27 protein-coding genes and 1 tRNA gene are annotated in these 25876 nt (G+C 70.7%); 9 read left to right on the plus strand and 19 right to left on the minus strand.

The features are described from left to right. Positions 1–46: 46 nt before the first annotated feature. From ABC766_RS29255 to ABC766_RS29280, 6 genes are all read left to right on the plus strand, one after another. Positions 47–748 carry a GntR family transcriptional regulator gene (locus ABC766_RS29255; protein ID WP_053609809.1) on the plus strand — a complete coding sequence of 234 codons (702 nt, stop codon included), beginning with the start codon at positions 47–49 and terminating at the stop codon, positions 746–748. Between the two features lie 129 nt (positions 749–877). Then, the gene (locus ABC766_RS29260) at positions 878–2548 is read left to right on the plus strand and encodes a thiamine pyrophosphate-binding protein (protein WP_345820084.1); all 1671 of its coding nucleotides are present in this window, start codon (positions 878–880) and stop codon (positions 2546–2548) included. A 61-nt stretch (positions 2549–2609) separates the two neighbouring features. After that, positions 2610–4187 carry an aldehyde dehydrogenase (NADP(+)) gene (locus ABC766_RS29265; RefSeq protein WP_345820085.1) on the plus strand — a complete coding sequence of 526 codons (1578 nt, stop codon included), beginning with the start codon at positions 2610–2612 and terminating at the stop codon, positions 4185–4187. An 83-nt stretch (positions 4188–4270) separates the two neighbouring features. After that, positions 4271–4345, plus strand: a tRNA-Gln gene (locus tag ABC766_RS29270). A gap of 98 nt (positions 4346–4443) precedes the next feature. Continuing rightward, positions 4444–4728 carry a hypothetical protein gene (locus ABC766_RS29275; protein ID WP_345820086.1) on the plus strand — a complete coding sequence of 95 codons (285 nt, stop codon included), beginning with the start codon at positions 4444–4446 and terminating at the stop codon, positions 4726–4728. 151 nt (positions 4729–4879) lie between these two features. Further along, positions 4880–5206 (plus strand): hypothetical protein, encoded by a 327-nt coding sequence (locus ABC766_RS29280; RefSeq protein ID WP_345820087.1) that lies wholly within the window; start codon positions 4880–4882, stop codon positions 5204–5206. Here the strand turns inward: ABC766_RS29280 and ABC766_RS29285 are convergent. The 8 genes from ABC766_RS29285 to ABC766_RS29320 form a co-directional block, all read right to left on the minus strand. Further along, positions 5187–5540 (minus strand): hypothetical protein, encoded by a 354-nt coding sequence (locus ABC766_RS29285; RefSeq protein ID WP_345820088.1) that lies wholly within the window; start codon positions 5538–5540, stop codon positions 5187–5189. The two genes, ABC766_RS29280 and ABC766_RS29285, sit on opposite strands and share 20 nt — an antisense overlap. 104 nt (positions 5541–5644) lie before the next feature. Beyond that, a complete protein-coding gene (locus tag ABC766_RS29290) occupies positions 5645–6070 on the minus strand; it encodes a hypothetical protein (protein WP_345820089.1) in 426 nt (141 codons plus the stop codon). Then, complete coding sequence (locus tag ABC766_RS29295; RefSeq protein WP_345820090.1) at positions 6070–6336, minus strand: hypothetical protein; 267 nt, start codon at positions 6334–6336, stop codon at positions 6070–6072. The genes ABC766_RS29290 and ABC766_RS29295 overlap by 1 nt, the downstream gene beginning before the upstream one ends. Before the next feature lies 1 nt (position 6337). After that, positions 6338–7051: a hypothetical protein gene (locus tag ABC766_RS29300; RefSeq protein WP_345820091.1), complete on the minus strand. Its 714-nt coding sequence runs from the start codon at positions 7049–7051 to the stop codon at positions 6338–6340. Positions 7052–7064: 13 nt separating this feature from the next. After that, complete coding sequence (locus ABC766_RS29305) at positions 7065–7412, minus strand: septal ring lytic transglycosylase RlpA family protein (RefSeq protein ID WP_345820092.1); 348 nt, start codon at positions 7410–7412, stop codon at positions 7065–7067. A 45-nt stretch (positions 7413–7457) separates the two neighbouring features. After that, positions 7458–8123 carry a hypothetical protein gene (locus ABC766_RS29310; RefSeq protein WP_345820093.1) on the minus strand — a complete coding sequence of 222 codons (666 nt, stop codon included), beginning with the start codon at positions 8121–8123 and terminating at the stop codon, positions 7458–7460. Between the two features lie 20 nt (positions 8124–8143). Beyond that, positions 8144–9217 carry a hypothetical protein gene (locus ABC766_RS29315; RefSeq protein ID WP_345820094.1) on the minus strand — a complete coding sequence of 358 codons (1074 nt, stop codon included), beginning with the start codon at positions 9215–9217 and terminating at the stop codon, positions 8144–8146. Next, positions 9217–9903 carry a transglycosylase SLT domain-containing protein gene (locus ABC766_RS29320; RefSeq protein ID WP_345820095.1) on the minus strand — a complete coding sequence of 229 codons (687 nt, stop codon included), beginning with the start codon at positions 9901–9903 and terminating at the stop codon, positions 9217–9219. Before ABC766_RS29320 ends, ABC766_RS29315 begins: the two co-directional genes overlap by 1 nt. A gap of 164 nt (positions 9904–10067) precedes the next feature. Between ABC766_RS29320 and ABC766_RS29325 the strand changes: the two genes are divergently transcribed. The 3 genes from ABC766_RS29325 to ABC766_RS29335 all read left to right on the plus strand — a co-directional run bounded on the left by ABC766_RS29325 (position 10068) and on the right by ABC766_RS29335 (position 11266). Further along, positions 10068–10442 (plus strand): hypothetical protein, encoded by a 375-nt coding sequence (locus ABC766_RS29325; protein WP_345820097.1) that lies wholly within the window; start codon positions 10068–10070, stop codon positions 10440–10442. 123 nt (positions 10443–10565) lie between these two features. Beyond that, on the plus strand, positions 10566–11024 hold the full coding sequence (locus tag ABC766_RS29330; protein WP_345820099.1) for a hypothetical protein: 459 nt from the start codon (positions 10566–10568) through the stop codon (positions 11022–11024). Beyond that, positions 11021–11266: a hypothetical protein gene (locus ABC766_RS29335; protein WP_345820100.1), complete on the plus strand. Its 246-nt coding sequence runs from the start codon at positions 11021–11023 to the stop codon at positions 11264–11266. Before ABC766_RS29330 ends, ABC766_RS29335 begins: the two co-directional genes overlap by 4 nt. Here the strand turns inward: ABC766_RS29335 and ABC766_RS29340 are convergent. From ABC766_RS29340 to ABC766_RS29390, 11 genes are all read right to left on the minus strand, one after another. Beyond that, the gene (locus ABC766_RS29340; protein WP_345820101.1) at positions 11213–14491 is read right to left on the minus strand and encodes a hypothetical protein; all 3279 of its coding nucleotides are present in this window, start codon (positions 14489–14491) and stop codon (positions 11213–11215) included. The two genes, ABC766_RS29335 and ABC766_RS29340, sit on opposite strands and share 54 nt — an antisense overlap. Continuing rightward, complete coding sequence (locus tag ABC766_RS29345) at positions 14491–16212, minus strand: hypothetical protein (RefSeq protein ID WP_345820103.1); 1722 nt, start codon at positions 16210–16212, stop codon at positions 14491–14493. Before ABC766_RS29345 ends, ABC766_RS29340 begins: the two co-directional genes overlap by 1 nt. Position 16213: 1 nt before the next feature. Continuing rightward, positions 16214–17239 (minus strand): hypothetical protein, encoded by a 1026-nt coding sequence (locus ABC766_RS29350; RefSeq protein WP_345820105.1) that lies wholly within the window; start codon positions 17237–17239, stop codon positions 16214–16216. A 3-nt stretch (positions 17240–17242) separates the two neighbouring features. Beyond that, positions 17243–18754, minus strand: coding sequence for a hypothetical protein (locus ABC766_RS29355; RefSeq protein WP_345820106.1), 1512 nt, complete (start codon positions 18752–18754; stop codon positions 17243–17245). Then, positions 18754–19158 carry a hypothetical protein gene (locus ABC766_RS29360; protein ID WP_345820108.1) on the minus strand — a complete coding sequence of 135 codons (405 nt, stop codon included), beginning with the start codon at positions 19156–19158 and terminating at the stop codon, positions 18754–18756. Before ABC766_RS29360 ends, ABC766_RS29355 begins: the two co-directional genes overlap by 1 nt. Next, a complete protein-coding gene (locus ABC766_RS29365) occupies positions 19155–19466 on the minus strand; it encodes a hypothetical protein (protein ID WP_345820109.1) in 312 nt (103 codons plus the stop codon). Before ABC766_RS29365 ends, ABC766_RS29360 begins: the two co-directional genes overlap by 4 nt. Then, a complete protein-coding gene (locus tag ABC766_RS29370; protein ID WP_345820110.1) occupies positions 19463–20962 on the minus strand; it encodes a hypothetical protein in 1500 nt (499 codons plus the stop codon). Before ABC766_RS29370 ends, ABC766_RS29365 begins: the two co-directional genes overlap by 4 nt. Further along, complete coding sequence (locus tag ABC766_RS29375; protein ID WP_345820111.1) at positions 20959–21555, minus strand: hypothetical protein; 597 nt, start codon at positions 21553–21555, stop codon at positions 20959–20961. The genes ABC766_RS29370 and ABC766_RS29375 overlap by 4 nt, the downstream gene beginning before the upstream one ends. A gap of 189 nt (positions 21556–21744) precedes the next feature. Next, positions 21745–24093: a hypothetical protein gene (locus ABC766_RS29380; protein ID WP_345820112.1), complete on the minus strand. Its 2349-nt coding sequence runs from the start codon at positions 24091–24093 to the stop codon at positions 21745–21747. Positions 24094–24262: 169 nt separating this feature from the next. Then, entirely contained in the window at positions 24263–24655 is a 393-nt protein-coding gene (locus ABC766_RS29385) for a hypothetical protein (protein ID WP_345820113.1), read from the minus strand. Between the two features lie 96 nt (positions 24656–24751). After that, complete coding sequence (locus ABC766_RS29390; protein ID WP_345820115.1) at positions 24752–25852, minus strand: N4-gp56 family major capsid protein; 1101 nt, start codon at positions 25850–25852, stop codon at positions 24752–24754. Positions 25853–25876: the final 24 nt, after the last annotated feature.

Here is a 25876-nt window from a genome sequence, read left to right on the forward strand (position 1 = left end):
CGGCACGGGTTGCGACAGACAGGATCCGACATCGACGGGGAAGCCCTTGGCCGGATTGGGATTTGCGGGCGGCGGACAGGTGCCGCCGGAGGATGGGCGCAGGCCGCGCTCCCTCGCCGAGACCGCCTATGACGCCATCGAGCAGATGATCATCAGCCGCCGTCTCGCCCCGGGCGCCATGGTCTCGGAGGGCGAACTCGGCGCGGAGCTGGGCCTCGGCCGGACGCCGGTCCGCGAGGCTCTGGCACGGCTCAAGACGATCGGGTTCGTGGAGGTCCATCCGCGGCGCGGCGTTCTCGTTACCCAGGTGGACGTCATCAAGCATCTCGAATTGCTGGAGGTGCGGCGCCCCCTCGACGAGACCGTGGCCCGCTGCGTCATCGCGCGCGGCACGGCGGAGGACATGGCACACCTGCTGGACCGGGCAGCCGGATTGCGCAGCGCCGCCGAGGCCCGCGATCGGGAGGCCTATTTCCGGACCAAGCGCGGCCTGCACGAGGCCCTCGTCGGCGCCGCCTACAACGCGACGCTCACCGGCACCATGGCGGCGCTCCACGCCCAGTCCCGTCGGTTCTGGTACACCTACGAGCCCACCGCCAGCTTCCTGGATTGCGCCAAGATCCACGGGGCGATCCTGTCCGGCATCGCGGCGCGGGACGAAGCGGCGGCCCTGGCCGGGATCGGAACGCTGTTCGACTTTCTCGACCGGATGACCCGCCGGGCCCTCGACCGGCGGCCCCTGGTCTGACAGGTTGACCGCCCCGAACCTGCCCCTATCCTGAAACTGGGATATCAGCAGCATCCCAGCGGCGGGCGGAACGGTGGCCGATCCCGGCGGAACGCCCCGGATGCGGCCCGAGGGCCAGGGAGGAACGGCTTGAGCGGATTGCCCCCACGCACCGGCGCGCAGGTGCTCGTCGACCAGCTCCGCGCTCAGAGCGTCGAACGCGTGACCTGCGTCCCCGGGGAGAGCTACCTCGCGGTGCTCGACGCCCTGCGCGACAGCGGCATCGACGTGCTGGTCTGCCGGCAGGAGGGCGGCGCGGCGATCATGGCCGAGGCCGCGGGCAAGCTCACCGGCCGCCCCGGCATCTGCTTCGTCACCCGGGGGCCGGGCGCCACCAACGCCTCCGCGGGCGTGCACATCGCCCGCCAGGATTCGACGCCGATGATCCTGTTTGTCGGCCAGATTGCCCGGCGGATGCGGGACCGCGAGGCCTTCCAAGAGGTCGATTACCGGCAGATGTTCGGCGGGCTCGCCAAATGGGCGGTGGAGATCGACGACGCGGCGCGCATTCCGGAGATCCTCGCCCGGGCGTTCCGGGTGGCGATGCAGGGCCGTCCCGGTCCCGTCGTGGTGGCCCTGCCGGAAGACATGCTCGACGACGTCGTGGCGGTGTCCGACGCGCCGCGCGTCGTCCCGGCCGCCCCGGCCCCGTCCGGGGACGATGTGGAGCGTCTGCGGGCGATGCTGGCGGAGGCGCAGCGGCCGATGGTGCTGCTCGGCGGCTCCCGCTGGACGCAGGGCGCCGTCGCCACCCTGGCCGCCTGGGCCGCGCGCCACGACCTGCCGGTGGCGGTCTCGTTCCGGCGGGCGCAGCTCTTTCCCGCCGACCATCCGAACTTCGCGGGCGAGCTCGGGATCGGGCCGAACCCGGCGCTGCTGGCCCGGATCCGGGAGGCCGACCTGCTGCTGATGGTGGGCGGACGCCTGTCCGAGATGCCGGCGCAATCCTACGGCCTCCTCGGCATCCCCAATCCCGGGTTGCCCCTGGTCCACGTCCATGCCGACGCGGCGGAGCTCGGGCGGGTCTATCAGCCGGTGCTGGCGATCGAGGCGGCGCCCGAGACCTTCTGCGCCGCCCTGCCGGATTTCACGCCGACCGGGAGCGGTCGCGCCGCCGAGGCCCACGCCGCCTACCGCGCATGGTCCGAGACGCCGGAGCCGAAACCCGGCGCGTTCCAGTACGGGGAAGCGATCACGTGGCTGCGGGAGCGGCTGCCGCGGGACGCGGTGATCTGCAATGGCGCCGGCAATTTCGCCACCTGGGTCCACCGCTACTACCGGTTCCGCGCCTTCGGCACGCAGCTCGCGCCGACCTCGGGTTCCATGGGCTACGGCCTGCCCGCCGCCGTGATGGCGAAGCGCAGCCACCCGGAGCGGATCGTCGTGGCGCTCGCGGGCGACGGCGACGTGATGATGACCGTGCAGGAATTCGCCACCGCCGTGCAGTACGGGATCGCCGTCGTGGCGGTCGTGCTCGACAACGGCATGTACGGCACGATCCGGATGCACCAGGAACGCGAATATCCCGGCCGCGTCTCGGCGACCGAGCTGCGCAACCCCGACTTCGCGACGCTCGCCCGCGCCTGCGGCGGCCATGGCGAGCGCGTGGAATGCACCGCGGACTTCGCGCCCGCCTTCGAGCGCAGCCTCGCCTCCGGCCTGCCGGCGATGATCCATTGCCGCGTCGATCCCGAGGCGCTCACCCCGACCATGACCCTCGCGGCCATCCGCGAGAAGGCCCTGGCGGCGCAGCGGGGCTGACCGCCCGTCGCGCGTCCGTCCCGGTGCGGCCCGCCCGCACCCCTACGAAGAGGAGCAGCTCATGACCCTGCGCGGCGAGAACCTGATCGGCGCCGAGGCGCGGCGCGGCACCGAGGCGGCCGTCCGGGCCGTCGCGGCGGCCACCGGCGAATCCCTGGAGCCGGATTTCCCCGGCGCGAGCCTTGGCGATCTCGACAGGGCCTGCGCCCTGGCGGAGGCCGCCTTCGACACCTACCGGGAGACCGATCCGGAGACGCGGGCCGGCTTCCTGGAGGCGATCGCCGCCAACATCCTGGAGACCGGCGACGCCCTCGTCACCCGCTGCATGGAAGAGACGGGGTTGCCCCGGCCGCGGATCGAGGGCGAGCGCGCCCGGACGGTGGGCCAGCTGCGCCTGTTCGCCGGCGTGGTCCGCGAGGGTAGTTCCGTCGCAGTGCGGATCGATCCGGCCCTGCCGGACCGCAAGCCGCTGCCCCGGCCGGACCTGCGCCTGCGCCGGATCGCCGTCGGCCCGGTGGCGGTGTTCGGTGCCTCGAACTTTCCGCTCGCCTTCTCGGTGGCGGGCGGCGACACCGCCTCGGCCCTGGCGGCGGGCTGCCCGGTGGTGGTCAAGGCGCACCCGGCCCATCCCGGCACCTCGGAACTGGTCGGCCGCGCCATCCAGAAGGCGGTGGCGTCCTGCGGCCTGCCCGAGGGGACCTTCTCACTGCTGTTCGATGCCGGCCAATCGATCGGGCAGGGGCTGGTGGCCGATCCCCGGATCGCCGCCGTGGGCTTCACGGGCTCCCGTCGGGGCGGCACGGCCCTGATGGCGATCGCGGCCGCACGCCCGGTGCCGATCCCGGTCTATGCCGAGATGAGCAGCATCAATCCGGTGCTGCTGTTCCCGGGCGCGCTGGCCGCGCGGGGCGCCGCGATCGGCCAAGCCTTCGCGGCGTCGCTGACGCTGGGTGCCGGACAGTTCTGCACCAATCCGGGCCTGATCCTGGCGCTGCCCGGCCCGGGCCTCGACGCCTTCCTGGAAGCGGCCGGCGCGGCCCTGCGCGACAGCCCCGCCGCGACCATGCTGACGCCCGGCATCCAGCGCGCCTACCGGGAGGCCGTCGCGCGGGTGGCCGGGCACGCCGCCGTCACCCGCATCGCCGAGGGTGCGGAGGGCGGGGTGACACAAGGCCGAGCCAGCCTGTTCGCCACGGATTCGGACGTGTTCCTCGCGGATCCCGCGCTGCAGGAGGAGATGTTCGGGGCCTCGGGCCTCGTGGTGCGCTGCGCGGATCTCGCGGCGATGCGGGCGGTGCTGGAGCATCTGGAAGGCCAGCTCACGGCGGCGCTGCACCTCGCGCCGGAGGATCACGCGGCGGCGCGGGACCTGCTGCCGCTCCTGGAGCGCCGCGTCGGCCGCATCCTGGTCAACGGCTTCGGGACCGGGGTCGAGGTGGCGCACGCGATGGTGCATGGCGGCCCCTATCCGGCGACCTCGGACGGGCGCACGACTTCGGTGGGCAGCCTCGCCATCGACCGGTTCCTGAGGCCGGTGAGCTATCAGGACGTTCCCGACGCGCTGTTGCCGGCAGCGCTTCAGGCCGCCAATCCGCTGGGCCTGCCCCGCCGGATCGACGGCGTCCCCGAGCGCCGGTAAGCCGCTGCGGGCGGGGGGCTAGACGGCCGCGATCCACCGCTTGCCAGGGGCGGGCGCGGCGTCTAGACAGCCTCCGCTCACCTTGGGGCGTCGCCAAGTGGTAAGGCAGCGGTTTTTGGTACCGCCATTCCCAGGTTCGAATCCTGGCGCCCCAGCCAAATTCCTGAAGGAAAACAAGCCCTTCAGGGCCGGGACATTACGGACACCCCGGAACAGAAGGTGTTTTTCCGGCGCACAAAAGTCGGCACAGTTGCTGATGACCTTCACCTGGCGCCGTACCTTCCCCGACACGCACCATGATTTCGTCGCCGAGGAAGCCGGCCAGCACGTCGGCAGGATCCGGCGGATCGCGGGCGGCCCGCAGAACGGCACCTGGTTCTGGAGCTGCACCGGGTGCCAGCGCGGCCACGAGGCCGAGGGCGTCCGGCCGCTCAACGGCGAGGCTCCGACCCGGGAGGAGGCGATCGAGGCACTCGCCGCCGCATGGGGTCGGGCGAAGGCCTGGAGCGAGCGAACCGGGAAGCCTCTCGCGCACCCCTGAAACGCGAAAAGAGCGCCCCGGACGAAGCCAGGGCGCCCGAGGTGTGCGGATGATGTATATTCGCGCCGCCAAGCGCTCAGAGCGCCGGAGGGGACTGGCCATGGCTAGCCGAGATACAATCAGGAAGAAGCTACAGAGGGAGCGCAGTGCTGTGAGGCACGGCCTCGCCGTTCACCGCGAACGCCTTCGCTGCCTACTTCATGCCGCCTCGGTCGACGCCGGCAAGAGCATCTTCGTCGTGCGCAGCGCCGCGCACGCGAGTGAGACCGTCCCGAGTATGGCGCGGATGGCGCCGCCGGGTTCTGCCGTAGAGGGCACGCGCCTCATCCTGCCGAACAACCACACGATCAGCGTGATGTGGCGGTTCGAGCTTCGGCACGAAGCGCGAGGCATGACCTCGGAGCTGTTCGTTGATCCGCGCGCCGAAGCGTCACTCTCAGATAGAGGCGGCGTAGCGGTCAGTCGGGCCGCCGCATGAAGGCCTTCAGCATCGCCTCGCGCGTTTCCTTCATCTCATCCCGCACCGAGACCACCATGTCGTCGATCCGCCGCTCGAGGCGGGTGATGACGTCGCCGGTCACGTAGGTCCGGGCCACCTCGATCTTGAAGGCGTTCAGCTTCTCCTCGAGTGAGCGGATCTCGATCTTGGCTGCGGCCATGTCGATCGTGAGCGGCGAGACCGCCTCCTTCGTGCCGGTGCGCAGCTTCCCGATGATCCAGTCCGCACCCTTGCCGACCGAGAACAGGAACAGCGCGAGCGCGATGAGCTGCGCCCAGGTGATCGGCCCGGGCGACAGGAAGGAGGTGTCCATGGCGGCGGTCTTTCGCGGCTCCCTCCCGGTCGAGAGAGGGGCTTGTGTTAAGCGAACCGGCCCCTGGTGAGAGACAAGCCGCGTTGCGTTCAGCGGATGAGAGACTACCGGCCGAAGATCCGGCGGACGGTCGGGGCGATGCCGGCGACGCCGATCACCGAGAGCACGATGGCGTTCTCCATCGCGTCGTACGGCGCCGGCAGCTTCGCGACCTGCCAGTTGAACCGGAAGGTGCTGTCGAGGACGATCGCGCCGAAGTGGATCATGCAGAACCCGAACGCCGTCGGGATCATCCAGGCCGTCCAGGGCGACAGATGCTGCTCGGCGCGCTCCTGCGCGATGACCTTCCGCTCCTCGACATAGGCGGTGAGTTGCGCCTGCGCGACCGTGACGTCGCCGGTCACGTTCTGCGCGTTCGTCAGCACCCCGTTGTCGGAGCGCTTGTTGAGGTAGGCGAGGACCGCCTGGACGATGCCGGAGCCGAACAGCTTCACGAGGAGGCTGCCGGCCATGGCGAGGACGGCGCCCATCAGCGCGGACCGGCGGCCGGCGGCGGCCCGACCATCGCGAGGCGCCGGATCACGATGCCCAGCACGACGCGCAGGATCGCGAGGATGGAGGCGGCCTTCGCCCCCCAACCCGGCGGCAGCAGGACAGTGAAGTCGACACCGGCCAGCGCGTCGAGGATGTCGGGCACGGCCAGGACGAGGGCGAGCGCGTAGATCCGGTACCCGCGCGCGGCGGCGTACCAGCGCAGGATGCCGAGACGGACCCGGCGGAAGCGGGCGCGGTGCATGTCAGGCCACCTTGGTCTTGCGGGAGAGGAGGGCGTGGAGGCGCGCCCAGAAGCTGGGCTCGACGGGGGCGGTCGGCGCCGGCTGAGAGGGGAGCCTGGGAGGGGAGCTCGGCGCGGCCGGCGCGGGCGCCGCGGCGGCGGGGATCGCCGCGTAGCCGCCTGCCCTCAAGGCATCCACGAAGGTGGCGTGGTAGCCGGCGATCGTCGCGGCCTTGTCCGTGCCGTTGATGATGCGCCGGGCGCCGACCGGATCGCTTCGGCCCGGGCCGAAGTAGTCCGCCAGCTTCTTGCCGGTGAACCAGCCCTCGACCATGCCGTAGAACAGGATCGCGGCGGCCACGTCCGGGCGCATCGCCAGGGCTGGCGTCTTTACGAGGTCCTCGGCCGCGGTGAGCACGCCGAGCTTGCGCAGCGCGGCCGTGGCCTTGGCGTAATTCGCCTCCCAGGTGAGCTGCACGAAGCCGCGCCCCCAGAAACCGGTCGGGCCGTAGGTCCGGCCCTTGCCGCGTCCGTACTCCTCGATCGGCTGCATCGTGCGCGCCGTCTCGTGGAAGGTCGTGGCCAGGCAGTAGGCCAGCGAGGCGAGCCCGAGCAGCGCCGGGCACGCGTCGAGGATCGCCTCGATGCCGGCGACCTGCGAGGCCGAGAGCCGGCCACCGAAGGGCGCGGCGCGCACGCGGTCGAAGAACGCAGAACGGTTGAGGCTCGCGGCCAAGGTGGTCTCCGGGTCAGCCGAGGATGGCGAGGTGGACGCGGCCGACGCCCGACAGGCCGATGGCCCGGGCCGCGCCGCGCGAGAGGTCGATCGCCCGGCCGGCGATGAACGGGCCGCGGTCCGTGATCCGGACGACGACCGACCGGCCGGTGGCGGCGCAGGTCACCCGCACCCGGGTGCCGAAGGGCAGCGTCTTGTGCGCGGCGGTGAGCGCGTCCTGATCGAAGCGCGACCCGTCGGCGGCGCGGCGGCCGTGGAAGCCGGGGCCGTACCAGGAGGCGACCTCAGCATGGGCGCACGGGACCGATCCCGCGAGCACGAGGCACGCGAGGGCGGCCCGCGCCGGGAAGCGCAGGGGCATCAGGACCTCGAAGGAGGGGAGCTTAGGAGGGGAGCTCGGCGCCGCTCAGCGGTCGCTGGCGGCCTGGAAGAAGGCGTCGAGCTTCGCGCCCGTGTCCTTGCCGAACGAGGCGGCGAGGATCGGCGTCAGCTCGTGGTTGCGCGGGAAGATCGTCGTCCCGGCCAGGAACAGCAGCACGCGCTTCCGCCGGTCCGGATCCGGCACGGAGGCCGTCACCGCGTCGATGAGCTTCTGGGGCGTCTTCCCGTTGGCAACCCACGCCATCGCGTCGTCGTCCGAGATGATGCCCTCGGCCGCGGCCTGGCCGGCGAACTGGTAATCTCGCACCGACATGATCGGCTGGGGCGGCTGATCCGAGAGCGTGTGCGTGGCCGGATCGAAGACCATCTCGGCGAACAGGTTGTGCGGCTTCTGGTCCGTCGGCTCGACGCCGAAGATCTCGATCAGCCGCTGCCCCACGGGGAAGATCATGCTCGGATCGCGGAACACCGCCTTGATCACCTCGCGCCCGGCGGTCGGATCCTTGATCGTGTTGGCGAGCACGGAGCCGGCCTGGAACGTGTCGTCGGCGTTGCGGTAGGCGTACCAGTCGATCCCGTCGCTGTCGCGGCGCAGGAAGATCACCTGCCCGCCGGCGAGCTTCGTCCAATCCGGCATCGGGTCGGGCACGTATTCGGACCACGTGCCGTGGTCCTTGAAGGTGTAGGCCATCGCTGGGGCTCCCGATGAGGCTACGAGGCGGCGCCGACCGTGACCCAACCCTGATACGGGATGAGCATCTGCAGGTAGCGCCAGCGGAACAGGCCGATGTTCCAAGTGCCGTCGTTCTCGTAGAAGGTCGTGCGGTCGACGATGCAGCCGTACCCTCCGAACGGGGAGTGGAACTGCGCGTCGATCATCCAGGAATTGTACAGGTCGCCCGCGTAGACGAAGCGCATGCTCACGACCGAGTTGTTGCGTCGGTCGTCTGCGAAACTCGCAGCGCGGGCCTCGATGCGACTGTTCAGATCGCCGAACTGCTTGGTCCAGATGGCTCCAGCGGGGCTGACGTAGATGAAGTTGTCCCCGTTATCGCCGTTCCGCAGGATCCAGTTGCCCGAAGCGTCGATGATCTGACGGGCGCGCAGCACGTTGCCGTAGACGAGGTCGAGGTACGGGGACGGGCCCCCGCCGATCTCGAGAGGCGCCCCGTTGATCGTAAGCTTGCCCGACATCGCATCGCCGGTCTTGGCTACGCGGCCCGTCACCGCGGTAGCGATGAGCGCCGGGACCGCTGCGGCGATCGCCGCCTGCGCCAGCGCGGTGACCTCGTTCGGGGACATCGCCAGGGAGCGGACGCGCGTCACCTTCGTGTCAGTGGCCGCCGCCATGTCGCCGAGCACGCGGTAGACGCGGCCGGTCGCGATGTCGCCGTCGGTGAGGGCCGAACCATCGCTGCGCAGGATCGGCCCGCAGTCGAAGCCGTCGACGACGAGGCGTGCGGGAGTCGTTGCGAGGGGCGCCCCGGGGACCGCCCCGAAGGTGATGGCGAGCGTGAACGGCTTCGTGATCGAGACCGGGATGCCGTTCACCCCGGTCTGCGGGTCGATCATCCCCTCGTTCGTCGTGACCGCGTAGACGTTGTTCGCCCCGAGCGAGGCGATCAGCAGGCCCGCGTTGTCGTCGCGGGCGAGCGCGGCCGTCGCCATGAGGCCACGGATCGCGCCGAGCACCGTGCTCGCCGGCCGGCCGGGGCGCAGGTCGGCGTTCGGATCGGACGAGCCGTTGTTGGCCGGCGTCTCCGACCAGTGATGCGGGACGGTCATCAGGGCATCCTCAAGGATTGGAGCGGCCCGAACCCGAAGGCGAGGCGCGGAAGGGTGCCGGCGAGGTCGGAGCCGGCATCGGGCAGGCTCAGCCCATCGGCCGAAGGCGCGGCGCCGTTCTGCGTCGGACCGTTCAAGGCCAGGGACCCGGGGGCCGCCGACGCTCCGGGCAGCGTCATGGGCTGCCCCGCCGGCGCGGTCGGAGCAGGCGCAGTCGGCGTGTGGTCGACCTTCCCGACCCACTTCGAGGCGAAGTCGCGGGCGAGCATGTCGGGCGAGCCACCGTTCCCTGTGGCGGCATTCCCGAGGCCGAGTGCGCCCATGGTAGATCCAGGGTTCGCCAGGATCTTCGAGGCCCCGGTCGAGCCCTGCTGGTGCGCGAGGTACATCTCGCCGTCGGTCGGAGCGCGACCCAGCGCCTTCGTCAGCGACCTCTCGTTCGTGGCCGTCAGGCGGGCCGCAGCATCCGAGGCCTCCGCCGGATCGTAGGGGTTGCTGAGTCCGAACGCCTTGGCCGTGCGGGGCATGAACTGGAACAGCCCGGCGGCGCTGCCGTTGCGGGCATTCGGATCGCCCGTGGACTCGATCTGCGCGACGCGCGGCAGGTAGTTCGGCCGCGACCAGGACAGGCCGCTGCGCTCCGCCGCCGCCTGGATCGCGGCGGCGACTTCCGGGGACATCGGCATGTGCGGGAGCGTCCTGAAACGCGAAAGGCCCGCGCGATGGCGGGCCTCGGGGTCGGGCGCATAGCGCTCGCGACGGTGACGGTTTCGACGGTTTGGCCCGTCGGGTCAAGTATTCGCGGTGGATCGCACGCTGACCCAAGCTCGGCCGCGTGCTATCGTGAGCGATGCCCTTCGCTCGCATCGCCCTCGTCGCTTTCCTCATCCCGACAGGAGTGGCGGCCGCCGGCCTCACTGGCACCTTCGAGCACAAGGAAGACGGCTACGAGCAGGGCGTCACGGTCAAGGCCGCTGGCGGCGGCTACACCGGCAACTTCTCCACGGCTACGAACCGCGGCTGCGGCGGCGAAGTGAAGATGAAGGGCCGCGCCACCGGCCCCTCCACCATCGTCTTCAGCAAGGCCGACGACGGTCAGGTCTGCCGGATCACCGCCCGCTACGCCGCCGGCTTCCGCACCGTCGACCTTGACGAGGACGGCTGCACGATGTGGCACGGCGCCTCGTGCGAGTTCCAGGGGACCTTGAAGCGGACCGGGCGGTAGCCGCTGCGGCCACTGCTCCAGTGTGACTGCCGCGTCATCGACGGAAGCTTGGCTGCTCGCGTAGGTTGATCCCGAGACGAGGGAACGACCATGTGGTTGAGATCGGCGCTAGCGTTAGCCGGAATGCTGACGCCTTTCCTGGCAGCACCGGGCATTGCTTCTGCGAAGGACGCTACAATCCTCGCCCGCTGTGGCCCGTCGACCGGCCGAAGCTTCTATTTCGAAGGTGGGTTCGTTCCGCCAGGGCGAGGTGGATGGCGAGACGATGGTATCAGTGATGGTCGGCTGACGTTCCTAATAAACGATCACGATCAGCTCGATATTCTGTCCAAAGATGCCGCAAATCCACTTCAAAGCTATTTGAAGGAGGGATACAAGCTCACCGTTGTTCAAGTTGATCCAAAAAGCCGCACCATCATAATTAACGCGACTGGATCTATGGCATCAGAAACCTACCAGATCAGGACCAATGAGATGGGTCTTGGGACGCTGGTTTGGACCCAGAGCAAGACCACGAACGCGATCACCAAAACGGCAGTGATGCAGGCGGAGTGCGGTCCACAATATACTATAGCTCCATGATGCCGAACCGCACCCAGATCATCGTCTGCTGGCTCGCCTTCACCGGATTGATGGCGTTGGTGTCGATCCTGCTGCACGCCTTCGTTCCGTCGGTGATGATCAGCCTGCAGAACGCCATTGGGGTCGGCACCCTCGGCGTTCTGATGCTGATCGGTTGGCTGGCGCTGGCGATCTACGCCTACCGCCCCTTATTGCGCGACTGGCTGGCGCGCCGACGAGGCACCCGCGTTCGCGAGCGATAGCAGGCGCGCCGTGAACAGCTCGGCGTTCTTGCTGCCGGGCGGCGACTTCGCCAGCGCGCGCAGGTCCGGGAGCGCCTTCGGGTCGAACATGAGGCGCGCCACGGCCTCACCCGAGTTCAGCATCCGGGTCCGCATCATCGCATCCCCGACGCCGTGCTTGAGGCCGACCGCGGCGCCCGCGATGCCACCCTTCACGCCACCCGCGATCGTCCCGGCCGCCGCGCCCGTCAGCGCATCGGACACGACCTGCCCGACATGCGTCTTGCCCGACGCGAACTCCTTCTGGATCGCGTGGTTGAAGGCGGTGTCCGAGCCCTTCTGCGGCCGATAGGCGGTCGCCTTCAGCGTCGTCAGCAGCCCGTCCAGCGCCTTCCAGCGGGTCTCGCCCTCAGGAAGCGCCTTCATCACCTCCTGGAGGTTCCGGTACCGCTGCGGGTGCTCGCTCACCGCCGAGGCGAAGATCGAACCGCCGTACTGCGCCGGCAGCCCGCGCTTCTCTGCGGTCGCCGCGTTGAACGTGCTCTCTAGGTAGTGCCGCGCCAGCATCTGGGCCGACCGCGGGTCGTTGCGCGTCAGGGCCTGCATCGCGCTCGCGATCTCACCGTGGCTGGACGGCTCGGCCGAGAACAACACGCTGGCGGCATGCTTCACGTCGGGGCGCTGGGCGATCTGGCCGAGCGGCGAGGCGGCGACCCTCTCCATCCCATCGTGCGCGAACACGAGGTTCGAGAGCCGGTCGCGCACCTCGGGGAGCTGGTCGAGGACATCGGCGTTCTCGCGCATCGCACCGCGCAGAGCATCGGCGGTGCGGACGCCGTCCTGCCCGACGGCCCGGTCGAGGATCTGGGTCTCGACGTGCCGTCCCAAGGCCGCCCGCGACGCCGGCGCCGGCTGGGCGAGCAACTCGCGCGCCGCGGTTGGGCCGCCGACGATGCCCGGCACCTGCTCAGCCGGCGTCGCCATGCGCCCGGTGAGCTCGTCACGGCGGACCACACGGCCCAGCGGGTTGTTGCCGGTGAACGGTTCCAGCGGCGCCGAATTGGCGGCGAAGTTGGCGTCGGCCGTTGCCACCTCCGGCACGCTCTTCAACTGCGCATCGAGCGCCGAGCGGGTCGCCTGGAGATCCCGGACCTTCGTCGCATCGCCGATGTCCTGTGCGGCGCGGATGCTGAAGTCGAGCCGCTCGCGGGCGTGCAGCAGGCCAGCGACGCTCATGTCGAGGTCGCCGCCGGGCTCGCGCAGGTCGCGGCCGGCTGCCGACAGAGCGCCCCGCACATCACCCTTGGCCGTGCGACCCTGCTCCGCGACAGCGGCGAGCGCCGGGCGCGGGTCGACCTGCCCGAACCGCACGTCCGGGATCTCCTCCGTGACGGTCGGCGTCTTCACCAGCGGTGCGGGCTGCTCGCGCATCGCGCCGACCGTCCGCTCGAACGCGTCGAGCGGTTCGGCCGTCTCGCCCCGCATCAGGGCCCCGAGCGTCCGGGACCGGAGGTCGGGATGCACGCTGGCCGGGTCGATCCCGACTGCACGCAGATCCGCGTTCAGCCGCGTCTCGGCATGCGAGAGGGCCGCGGCATACTCGTCGCCGAGCTGCCCGGCAGTCGGTCCGGCGCCAGCCGCGCGGTTTGAGCCGAGCGGGAACGACGGGAAGCCGCGCTGCTCGTTCTGGAGCTTCCGCAGCAGCTCGGACGAGATGTCCCGGGCCATGCCGCCGTCAGCATCGGGTCGGAAATACCCCTCCTCGATCAGCCGCTCGCGCCAGAAATTGTCGATCGACTTGCCTCCCTGGCGGGCGACGTTGCCCAGACCGGGGAGGTTGAACTTGTGCAGGTCGGTCGCGAGCACGTCGCCCTCGAGCGGCAGACCGCCGTTCCGCGCGATGAACCGCCCGAGGCTGACCGGGCCCGCCTCCTGGATGGCACCGTCGGCACGACCCGGCGGCGGCCCGAGCGGGGCCGGCGCACCATCGCCGAACTGCGGGCGGCTGTAGCGCTGCTCCGTGACGATCGGGTCGCCGGGGCGCTCCACCGTGGCCGTGCGCTCGATGCCGACCGTCTCCGGTGCTGCTCGAGCGGCGCGATAGTCGACATCGGCCTGCGCGGCGCGGCGGGCCTCCAGCCCGTCAGCGACCCCGCGCAACTCGTTCTGGATCGTCTGCCCGGCCTGCTCCGGCGTGATCCGAGGCCCGGTCGCGGCACGCGCCTGCGACAGCGCCATGCCCTGCGGGGTCTGCGCGACGCCGGCCTGCGCCGCCCGCTGGACGTCGAACCCGAGATCGGTCGGGCTGGTCGGCTCCGGTCCGATCTGCTCGAACAGGGCACGACCGGCGTTGTCGACCTGCGCCGGGCGCGCCGCGTAGAACTCGCCCGCGATCTGGCCGCCCTCGCCACCGGAGTTCGCCGCGACACGGGCGAGCTGCGAGGCGCGCGTGGCTTTGCCACCGGTCGCCGCGTTCAGCGCCTCGTCTACCGAGATGCCGACCGGACCGCCCGGGGAGTTGGCCGCGGCGTCACGGATCGCCTGCGCCGAAGCCAGCTCGGACTCCGACAGGCCATGCGCCGCCTCGCGGAGGAGGTGCATGCCCGGCTCACCGCCGGTGATCGCTCGCCAGGCCTTGCCGACACCGGCGCCGATGGCGGGGCCGGCCAGGCCGAGGCCGCCGCCGATCGCGGCGCCCTTCTCGATCTCGCCAAGGTCGCCGCCCGAGCGTACTGCGGAATCCGCAGCGCCCAGGGCGGCCCCAGAGACACCCGAGGCCGCCATCCGTACCGGCAGCGCCGCGCTCGAGGCGCCGAACGCGGCCGGGGCCGCCATGACGAGCGGGACCGTGCCGATGACGCCACCGCCGACATGCCCCGCGATGTCCGCGATGGGGTGCTCCTCGGCCGTCCTCGTCCCGAAGTCCTCGACGGCCTTCAGCTCGTCGCTGTACCGGCTGTCGTTCTTCAGCGCGCGGATGCCGGCGACGGCCCGGTTCACACCCGCGAGCATGTACGGGCCAGCCACAGGCACGCCGTCGATGATCCCGCGCCCGATCGCGGCAACATCGTCGCCCGGCTGACCAGCGGCCGGGGCATCCGAGAAGCTCCGGTGCATGGCCGCAAGGTCGGCGTCCGACATCTTCGTCAGGTCGACTTTCGGGGCCGAACCCTGCTCGGGCTTCGGCGCGGAGGTGCCGGCGTAGAGCTGCTGCAGCTCGTCGTCGGAGAGCTTCGAGAGATCCATCAGCGCATCATCCCGCGGCGGCGCATCTCGGCCTCGACCGCCGACCTGTCGGGGGCGGCCGGGCGGTACTGGTAGACCTCCGGCTGCTCGACCTTGAAGAAGCCGGCGCGCTGGGCGGTCTCGGGGGTCGCGAACCGGTCGACGCTCGCGTTGTGGTGGTCGATCGTCTTCTTGGCGAGGATCTCCTGCGCCTCGATGCCGGCGCGCAGGGCCGCCTCGACGCTGGACCGGTCTCCCGAGGAAATCGTCTTGCCGAGCTGGAGGTCCATGTTGGTCGTGTGGCCCGACTGCGAGATCGCCTTGGCCAGCTCGGCGCTCTTCTGGGTCACGGCCTGGTCGAAGAGCTGCGACTGGGTGACGTAGCTGTCCGGGATGCCCAGCACCTGCGCCGCGACCGCGCGGGCCTGCGTCCGCCAGTCGGCGCCGGCGCCCGACACGATGCCCTTATCGATCGCCTCCTTCTGACGGTTGATGGCGGCAATCGTGCCGATGGCGCCCTCGGCCTTCGCCCGGCTTTCCGTGATCGCCTTCACCGCCGCCTGATCCAGCTCGGCGTTGGCCTTCTGCGGAAGCTGGTTCGTGCCCTGCGTCAGGGCGACGTGCGGCATGCCCTTCTCGTCGTAGGCGCCCGGGGTACCCGGCGGGGTCCCGGGCGGCGGCTCGATCACGCGACCGTCGGCACCCGTCGTTCCCCAGACGCGCGCGCCACCCGTCGCGGGGGCGACGGGGGTCAGTGCGGCCGGGCCGTCGGGCTCGCCGATGCGGGATTTGTTCACCCCGACGATCGACCCATCCGGGCGCATGATGATCTGCACATCGTCCTTCGACCCGGCGGCCGAACCCTCGGCCTGCGCCTGCGCCTCGCCCTTGATCCGGTCGAGCGGCTTGGCGCCACCCTCCATCGAGCCAGCAGCAGTCGCGCGCGCCTCGGCCTGCATCTGCTCCGGCGTCTTCGGCAGGCCGTGGGTCGGGTCGCGCAGGATCTGGAGCGCGGTCGTCACGTTTCCGCTGTTCGTCGCCATCGCGGCGAGCTCGGAATCCGACAGGTTCGGATAGGCCCGCTTCAGGATCTGGGCGTTGCCGGTGAGGGCGGCCTGCTCGCGCTGGAGCTTGAGCTGCTGGAGCTGGTTGGCCGCCGCGGCGGTGGCGGTCTTCTGCGCGTTGGACAGGCCCTGGCCGAGCCCCTCGCCGAAGTTCCGGCCCGACAGGATGCCAGCGCCGATCGCGATGAGCTGATCCGACAGCCCGGACTGGCTCATCCGGGACAGAGCGCTGCCGAGGTCGAAACCACCCTCGGGCTTGGCGCCCTGGGCCGGCGCGACGGGCTTCGGCGAGTCCGACACCGGCTGGCCCGAAAGCGGGTCGAAGCTGTTGACCGGCTGCGCGCCGTCGGCCGGGCCGGGGACGACAGCCGGGGCGGGCGCGGGGCGAGCGGCGGGGCCGGGCGACGCGTCGCCGGCCGGGGCCGCCGGAGGCTGGGGGAGCGCGCCGGTCTCACGCGGGTCCGGGCGGGCCTGCGCTACCGGCGCGGGCGGCGGGACGATGGTCCCGGACGAGCCCGAGAAGCCGTTCCCCGGCGCGCCCATGCCGGCGCGGTCGAACAACAGGCTGTCGACCGGCGAGGGCTGCTGCGGCTGCTGCGACTGGAGCAACCGCGCGATCAGCTCGGGGGATAGGTCGTCGAGCGGCGAGGCCGCGCCGAAGGGGATACCGTCGCTCATCCTACTGTCCCTTGCCCTGGCCGGCGAACTGCATCGGCTGGAAGAAGCTGAAGGGGTGGCGCGGCGCGGCGCGCAGCTGCATGCGGGACTTGCCGCCGCCCTGCTTCTGACCGCCCTGGCCGCCGCCCGCGGCATCCGCCGCACCGGCGAGACCCTGCGCGACGTTCACGCCGCCCGGCGCACCGGCGCCCCCACCATCCGAGCCGGACGGGTTCGGGGTGGCCATGTCGCCACCGCCCGCCGGCAGCACGGTCCCGGCGCCCCCCCCCTGTGTCGGGCCGGACAGCCCGAACGCGGCCGGCCGGCTCGAACCGCCGGACGAGGCCGGTAGCTGCATGCCGCCCCCGAGGAACTTGTTCGCCCAGGCGTAGTGCGGGGCGAACTGGGTGTTGACCTTGTCCGCGACCGTCCCGGGCATGCCGCCGTTCGTGGCGTCGGACGCTCCGAACATGCCGGGCGAGCCTGCGTTGATGGTCGAGTAGGCGTTCATCACGCCCGAGCCGGGCTGGTATTTGCGGGCGAGCATGAACTGCTCGGCCTTCAGGAGCTGCTCCTGGAAGCTCTCGCGCCCGGTGACGCCGAACTGCTTCTGCTCGTTCGGCCCGAACTGGATCAGGCCGACGTGCCGACCGCCGGTACCGCCCCAGCGCGAGGGGTCGCCACCGCTCTCGTAGTGGATGATCCCGCCCCATTCGACGGGCGAGAGGCCGAGCCGCTGCGCCGACGCGATGAGGGCCTGCTGGTCGGTCATCGCGCCGCCGGCCGCCGCCGCGGGCGCGCTGGCCGAGCCGGCGCTGGAAGCCTGCGGCGGCTGCGGCGGCGCCACCGAGATCATCGGCAGGCTGACCGACGCACCGGAACCCTGCTGCGGGGCTGCCGACTGGGCGGCCGCGGCCGGGGGCGCGCCCGCGCCGCCGGCCGGTCCGCCGCTGGTCGCCATCTGCCGGATCGCCGCGAGCATGTCGGGGCTGAGCCCGAACCCGTCGTCCTGCGAACCCATCGCCGGGATGCTGAAGCCGAACGCCATGGCCTACTTCCCCATGAACTTCGACACGAGGCCGCCGATGCCGAGCGCGCCGCCGAGCAGCGTCTGGATCGGGCTCTGGCTCGTCTTCTGGGTCGACTTCCCGTAGCTGTCGGTCGTCCCGCCCATGCCGCCGATGCCGCCCGAGATCCCGGCGTAGCGGTTGATCATGTTCCAGGGGGCGTCCTGCACCTCCTGGTAGGACTGCATCGCCGCGTCGATGTTCGACTGGTCCTGGCCCTGGAGCAGCGAGCCGATGCCGGCCAGGGTCTGCCCGGGCGAGTAGCGCAGCGCGTCGAGCGCCGGGAGCTGGCTCGCGGCCTGGATCGCCTGGCTCTGCCCGGTCTGGCCGGCGCTGATGAAGCCGTTGGCCTTCGTGACCCCCAGATTCGAATTGAATTGCTGGCCCGCGAGGTCGTTGTTCACGTCGGTCGTGAGCGCCCCGAGCCGGTTCTGCGTGCCCTGCGCGTAGGCGCCGAGCGCGCTCTGGGCCTTCGACAGGTCGAGGCTCGAGTTGAACTGGCCGCCGGAGAGCAACTGCCCGAGCACGCCGGCCTGCTGGGCGGTCTGCGACTGGGCCAGACCGGCCCCGGCGAGACGCTGCTGGTTGTTCGTCGACTGCACGCCCGAGATCGCGTTGGTGATGCCGGTGCCGAGTTGGCTGGCGGCCTGCCGCGCGGAGTCGATCTGGGTGTTCGCCGAGAGCTGGTTGGCGAGGTTCTTGTTGTACTGGTCGGCGTAGAGGGCCGACTGGGTGTCGTTCACCGCCTTGTTGGCCGCGCCCGCGAACGAGCCGGAGCCGTACCGGCCGGACGCGGCGAAGGCTTCCTTCTGCGCCTGGAGCGCGTTGGTGGACGCGGTGTTCACCAGGTTCTGGAAGATCGCGTTCTTGGTCGGGTCCAGATCCTTGCCGGCCGCCATGCCCGACAGGTTCGTCTCGGCCGCCGACGGCGCCTGGCTCTTCGCGTAGAGGTCCTGGAGCTGCGGGATCGTGGTCAGGTCCCGCGAGCCGTTCATGAAGCCGGCCGCGGTCTGGTTCACCGGGTTCGAGGCCGAGCCGAGGCTGTCCGCGAGCGACCCGAGGCGCGAGAGGTCGACGCCCTTCACGTTCCCGAGCTGGCCCAACGCCCCGACCGAGCCGGCCGACAGGCCGTTCTTGTCGAGACCGGACTGCGCCAGGACACTCTGCGGCGTCACGTTCGGCACGTTGGCCAGCATGCCGAGGCCCTGCTGGGTCGTGGCGCTGATCCCGCCGGAGCCGAGCACGTTCTGCAGGAACGACGTGCCCTGGGCGCCGGCGTTGTCGGACGCGGCCTGGTCCCGCATCGACTGGAGGCCGGTCAGCGTGTCGCCGTTCAGACCGGCGACGCGCTGGCCGCCGTAGACGCCCGAGCCGACGCCGTTCGAGTAGAGCGTCTTCGAGTCGCCGAGGATCTGCTGGAGGTTGCCGACCGCGGGCGCCCAGGGCTGGCTCTCCGAGTGCTGCTGCTCGGTCGAGGTCGTCGTCGAGGAGCCCATCAGAGCCTCTTCATGAAGTGCGTGTGAGCGGCGTAATCGGGCAGCAGCCCGGCCCAGCCGGAGCGGCCCGCGAACTCGACGGTGGCGCAGCCGAGCCGCCGCGCGCCGGCCTCGATCAGGCTGAGCGTGTCGCGCCACGCCCGGGCGCCGGCGCCGCCGACGGCGAGCACCCAGCACGACCGGGTCTGGTCAGCGTGCTGGCGGACCTGCGTGACGCCGGCGGCGACCGGCGGCCCGTTGGCGGGCCCGATCAGCACGAGCTGCCCCTGGCCGGCCCGGCACATCGCGCGCAGGCCATCGAGGGTCAGGTCGGATTCACGGCGGGCGCAGACGCGCGCCAGCCACGGCTCCGCCACCGGCCAGATCGCATCGACCTGGTCGGCGGGCACGGGCGTGAGGATCACCGGCGTCGGAGCTCGTAATCGAAGGTGCGGTCCGCGGCGGCGGACGCGTCGTGGCCGAGCGTGAAGGTGCCGTTCGCCGTGGCCTCCACCCACACCTGCGCCGCGGCCGCGCTGGCGCTGCGGGGCGACAACATCACCATCGTGTCGGCCGTGCACAGCCGGTCCGGGACCGAGGTGGAGGTGGCATTCGCCACCAGCGTCACGGTGCTGCCCGCGTTGGTGCCGCCCGTGGCGAGGTCGCGGATCGCGTCGCCGTGCGTGTCGAGGTTCTGCGCGGTCAGCCCGCGGCCTCGGGCCGGGATCTTCATCGTGCGCCCTCGGGCGTGGCGTCGGGCTCGATCGCCGTCACGTAGGTCCAGGGGTCGCCGGCCGGGATCCGCACCTGGACGCGGTGGTACCGGCCCGAGGCGTGGCAGGGCGCGACCCGCTCCACGTTCGGCCCGGTCTCCGGCCGCCAGCGGACCGCGGTCGAGGCGCCGAGCGACTCCCGGGTGCCGACCGCGGCGAACCACCGTTCAGCATCGGTATCGACCCGGATGCCGCGCGCGTAGGTCCGGTTCGGGCGCGACAGCATCGCGTCGGGCGTGCCGACCAGCGCCTCCATGCTCGGCCCCTCGAGGAGGGCCAGCCGATTGTCCGTGCCCCAGACGCCGACCAGCGGCACGCCGCCCGAGAACAGCGCGGAGTCGAACGACAGCCCTCCGGCGAAATTGTACGGCGTCGTGCCGTTGTCGATGTCTTCGTGGATGTCGTCGATGCTGATCGGCGCCGTCTCGGCGCGCATCCAGTGACGGATCACGAGGTCGAGCTGGGTCCACCGATCCTGCACGGAATCGTACACCAGCACGAGGTCGAGCAGCGTCGGGTCCGAGACGCGCAGGCTCTTCATCGCGAACAGCACGCGGCTGCCGGTGGGATCCGCCACCGCCACGCCGGTGTGCGCGAAGGTCGGGTCCCGCAGGGCCTGGATCCAGGTGTTCACCCTGTTCTTGCCGATCGGCACCGACGTGCCGGCCGCGAAGGCGTAGACGCCGTCCCGGTCCAGGAAGAAGATGGTCGGACCGATCTTCACCACCGACCAGGGCGCGACAGCGCCGCGGTCGTCCTCCAGCTTCGAGCGCTGGAACACCTCGCTCGTCCCCGGCGCGAACACCATCTGCTGGATGGCCCGGTCTTGGAACACGATCAGGGTCTCGCCGCCGACGAGACCGGTGACGTGGCCGCCGTCCGGGAAGATCTGCACGTCGGAGTCGAACACCCCCGGCGTCCAGAAGGTCGGGTCGGCGATGCCCGACCACTGGATCATGGTCGGGTCGGCGAGCAGGGACCCGAGCACCAGGAACTCGTTCACCACCACCACGAACCGCGCCCGCGGCGGCGGGTTCGCGGGGTCGGCGGCGGTGAGGTCGGCGAAGGTTGTGGCCGTGGTGAGCGCGATGTCGATCACCTGCGGCGGCGCGCCGAGATGCACGGCGAACAGCCGCGTGCCGTATAGCGCGAACGACCAGTAATCGCCCTCGGGCACGAGGTACGGCGTCGGGCCGGACACGTCCTCCCAGGCGTTCGTGACCGGGTCGAGCCGATAGAGCCGCGACGCCGTGCCCGCGAAGAACACCCACGCCCCGCTCGGGAGCTGCGCCGCGATCGATCCCCGGCAGGCCTCCGGCAGCGGCTGGCTGACCGGGTTCGGCGAGGGCACGGGGCCGTAGCCGTCGGGCCGCGGGAACACGTTGCGGGCGATCGCCGACGACCCGGCGTCGTTCGAGGCGACGTCGGGCGCCCAGGTGCCGAAGGGGATCTTCACAGGTCGTAGGCCTGGACGACGCCGGTGCCGGCCATGGTGGTGGCCAAGCCCTTCAGCGAGACCGAGGCCTCGCCGACCGCGATGTCCATCGCCGACCGCAGCGCCGGGTCCTTCAGCACGTGCAGGGCGAGGTGGCGCTTCGCGTAGGACAGGATGAGGTCGTACGCCTCGTCGACCCAGGCGTTCGTGTCGGCGTCGGTCGCCGGCGCGCCGAGGCGGACGTGGCCGGTGAAGCGGATCGTGTAGACCGCGTCCGGGATCGGGTAGAGGCGGTACCCCTCGGAGAACTTCGCGAAGTAGGCGGGCTGGCCGGCCTGATCCTGCGCGCCGAGCGCCTCCAGGCTCGCCAGCGGCACGCTCTTAAGCACCCAGGTCGTGCCGCTGCCATCCACGGCAATGGCGCTGTCGATCGCCAGCATGACGTTCTGCCCGGCCAGCGCGACGCCGCCGTAACCGGCCCGCCCTGCCACGGTGGCGAACGACAACACCCCGTCGTTGAAGGCGAACCGCTCCCGCTGCCAGAACCCGATCGCGGCCCGGATCGCGGCGCGGACGTGCCCGATCAGGTCCGGTCGGTCGAGGGTCGTCGACAATCTGGTTGATCATCCGGAAGAGGGTCGGCGACCCGTCGTCGGTCGAGGTGCCATCCGCGAGGATCAACGGGTTGTCGACCGTCGCGCCGAAGGCCGACTTCACCAGCGCGGTGGAGTCAGGGAAGAGCGTCTCGTCGGCCATGGGCTATTTGCGCTCGGCTCAGGGGATGGTCGATGGGAGAGCGGACGTCAGTCCCGGAACCAGCCGTTCGAGCCGGCATCGTAGCGGAAGGCGACGGGGGCGGTTTGGCTGACCGTGCCGGGCGAGCCGTAGATGTTCTGGCCAGCGCCCGCGCATGACACCACACTGAGGCTGGTGACTGTCAAACCGGAGGTCGCGAAGACGGCGCGTAGACCGTTGGGCGGGTTGCACGGCAGCGCCACCGTGCCGGAAGCCAGCGTGCCACCGCCGGCCAGGATCAGCTTGTTGTAGGCGATAGGCCACGTCAGCGAGAACCCGGAGGCCGGGGCGCCGATGACGCTTGTCTGATCCCAGGCGATGCCCTTGCGCTGGCAGCCCAGCCAGTCGTTACCGATGTTGTCGAGCCGCTTGCCGCAAATGCTGTAGCTCTTAGCATTCGGCATGTTGATCATCGTATAACCGGGGCGCGACGGGTCCACGTCGCTCTCACACCCGATGCACTCAGTGGCCGACGAGTAATTTTGCGACGACCAAAGCGTTAGGCTGGTCGGCCCTCCATCGGCGGAAAGCCCGAACCCGATGAACTTGTTGGCCCCGACATAGGTGTTGCCGGTGTAGTTCGGATCATCTCCATTCGCGACCCCGATGACGGTGGTGCCGTGCAGATTGCACATGCCGCCGAGCCAGACATTCGTGTCTGCCGCGTTGACGATCGAGATGCACTTGTTCTGCACGTAGAACAAATTGATCTGGTCGAACGTGTTGTGTGTCGTGACCTGGGCCAGCGGGTACGGCGCGTTGCCGTCGCTCGCCGTGCCGGAGCCATACTTGCCCTGGATGATCCAGCAAATTCCGCAGCCGTAGACCGTGATGTCGTGGAAGCGGTTCCACGTCACGTTCGACCCGAGATTGCTGTCCGTGATGTTGGTTGCGACTTCGCCGCCGAGGCTGAGGATCGTCGCGCCGCTGGTGCTCGACAGGAACCCTTCGATCAGTAGCCTGCCGACCTCGGAATGGTTCATCGTCCCGAAGGACATCACCGTCGCAGTGTAGAGCGCGAGGCTGCCCGGGAAAATACGGAAGTCCGTGAACTTGGCGCCGGAGAGCTGTTCGCCAGCGACCTTGGAGATGCACGGGTCGGCCGAGCAGTACCAGACACCGACACGCGGGCCGGGGCCGACCACCTCAACCATGCTGCGGAGCTGGACGTCGCCGGCCTTGAACGCCGTGAAGGCCGGGAACTGAACCCGCCCACCGCCGGCAGCCGCCTTTGCCGCGATGGCCTTGTTGATCGCGGCGGTATCATCGACGGAGTTGTCGAGCTTCGCCCCGCACTGCTTGGGGCTGATCGCGCCCGTCAGGTCGAGCTTCCAGCGCCCGCCGTCCGCCGCGACGATGACGGAGCAGCCGTCATCGGCCGCGCTCGTGTCGCTCGTCCAGAAATATCGACCGCCGCCGCCGTCGCCGACCGTCGTGTAGCCGAGCGTCTGGACGCTCTTGAAGATCGTGGCCCGGAGGTTCGTGCGCAGATCCGCGACGGTGTTGGTGCCCGCGAGCCATCCGATAAGCCACGATAGGCTGCCCTGGGTCGCCGCGTTGCTCGGCGCTGGAACGCTCGTCCCCGACACATCGCCGGTCGAACCGGAGCCGGTCAGGGCCAGCGTGGGGAGGGACACGGTTCCGGTAAACGACGGGCTTGCCTTGGGGGCGAGCAAAGCCTCTACGCTCTGTGCACGCGCGGCCTCCGAGGACACTGCGGCCGTGGCGAAAGCGGTCGTCGCGATCTGTGTCGTCGCCGTGCCGGCTGCCGCTGTCGGCGCCGTGGGGAGGCCGAACAAGGCTGGCGACGACAAGGGTGCGAGCAGCGCCTCCGCCGCCTGTGCGCGAACTGCTTCACTCGCGATGCCGCTGGTGACGAATGCCGTCGAGGCCGCCTGGGTCGTACTGGTACCCGCCTGCGCGGTCGGGACGGACGGGACACCCGAGAACACCGGCGAGACCAGCGGCGCCTTTAGTCCCTCTGCGGTCTGAGCCCGCGTGATCTCGTTCGCGATCGCGGTGGCGGCGGCGGTGATGTTGCTCGCGTTCGCCTGCTCGGCCGCGAGCGCACGTGCGGCCTCCGTGGTCAGGGCGCCGCCGTCGGCCACGGTGCCCGACACGGTGCCGACGTTGAGGACCGAGGCGTTCCCGAGCGCGCCGAACCGCGTCGAGATCAGGCTCTGGAGCAGGAGGTCGTTCTGGTAGAGCTTCGTGACCGCGGCCGGGATCGGATCCACCGGCACGCCCGGGGTCGCGACAAGGACCGGCTGCTTCAGAGCGGACTGCGCGAAGCCGAGCGAGGGCGCCAGCGAGAGGATGGCGGCGCCGATTAGACGCCGGAACTGGTGCTGCATCATCGACGGCCCTTCGAGCGGCGCGCGGGCTTCCGAGGCGCACCAGGCGCGGGCTCGGGCTGGCGGTCAAGCTGGGGAAGAGGAACCGGCTCCGGCGAGGGTGCCGGGGCCGGTGCGGGCGCGTCGGCGAGCGCGTGAGCGCCCGCGTGCAGCACCCAGAGCGCGGCGTGCATCAGCCGTCGTTGTTTGGGGCGTAGTGCAGCACGATGGTGGCCACACCCGCGACCGGGGCGCCCGCGATCGTGCCGTAGATCGGCGTGTCGGCGGCGAGCCGGCCCTTCAGGGTGGCGGTGTCGATGCGCTTCACGCCCGCCGCGGTCACGGCGGTGTCGCCCGCAACGGCGAGGTCGTTGCCTCCCGGGGCGGAGCCGAGAACCATCGAGGCGCCGGCCGAGAACGCAGCCTCGACGAGCACGAGGAGCGAGGTGATCAGCGCGCCGGCCGGGAGCGAGGCCGGCAGGACGAAGGCGCCGTTCACGTAGGACACGGTCAGGCGGACGTACTGCGACTCCTGCCGGCGATACTCACGCACCGATGGGGACGCGGGGGGGACGTTGGTGGCCACGAGGACCTCCTGTTCAGACGGATCGGGGGAAAGGCGGGATGGGCCGGAGCGCGAGGCCCCGGCCCGGGTCAGCCGTCAGGCTGGATCGGCGGGGGCTTAGCCGGCGGGCGCGGCGTAGGTCGGGACGGTGATGACGCCGAAGTCGTCGCCGTTGAAGGTCGTCTTCTTCAGGCCCCAGATCGCCCAGGCGGAGACCTCGAGGTTCCGCTTGTGGTCGTAGAGCTCCTCGTTCCAGCGGTAGCGCTCGTCGCCGCCGGCCTTGCCGTAGGCCACGGTCGCGGCCTGGGCGCCGAGGAGGACGGCGCGGCGGGTGTTGGCCACGGCCGAGGTGCCGTCGACCGAGACGCCCTGCGTGATGTCCTGGGCCTCACGGAGCACGACGCCGTTGTACATGCCGAGCGCGCCCGAGAAGATCGGGCTCTTGCTCGACTGCATGCCGGCCATCGCCGCCTTCTGGATGTCGAGCCACTGGCCGGCGCCGGTGTTGGTCCGCAGCGAAGTGACCTGCGTGGAGTGCAGGTACATCACGTAGACCTTCTGGCCGTCGACCACGACGGGGCGGATCATCACCTTGCCCGCGGCGCCGCCGGTCTTCGCCAGCTCCACCGCCTGGTCGATCAGGCTGAGTGTGAAGATGTCGCCGGCGACGAGGGCGGCGTCGTTGGCGCGGCCGTTCGGGCGCAGGATGCGACCGGCGGACGGGGCCGTGACGAGGTTGTTGCCGTTGTACTTCCGGGCGTTCTTGCCCGGCAGCGCGTTCACCGGGGTGTAGCCGCAGACGTGGGCGAAGAAGATCTTCGCGCGGCGGGTCTGGAACCAGTCGGCGATGCCGGAGCGGGCCTGCTCGCGCATGTTGAACGGCACGCGCTGCGCGTCGATGGTATTGTCCGACTTCACGCCGACCACGTGGCCGAGCTCGTCGATCGTCACCTTGTCGGAGTTGGTGCCGAGCTGCTCGCCGTTGCCCTCGGCGACGTCGTCGGAGGTGAAGCCGTCGCCCTTGAGCTGCATGCGCAGGCCGAAGGTGACCTGATCGCCGTTGCCCTTCTTGGTCTCGGTCTTCTCCTGGATGATGGATCCGTCGGAGGTGCCGACCAGCGGGTCGATGTCGATGGACTTGTTGGCCTCCACTGCGAGCTTCTTGCTCCACAGCTTCTGGGCCATCGGATCGCCGATGCCGAAATTCGTGAACGACATGAGAGGTGCCTCTGAAGGCTGGAT

Origin of the sequence: Methylobacterium fujisawaense (assembly GCF_039619325.1) — a bacterium.
GTDB classification, from domain to species: domain Bacteria; phylum Pseudomonadota; class Alphaproteobacteria; order Rhizobiales; family Beijerinckiaceae; genus Methylobacterium; species Methylobacterium fujisawaense.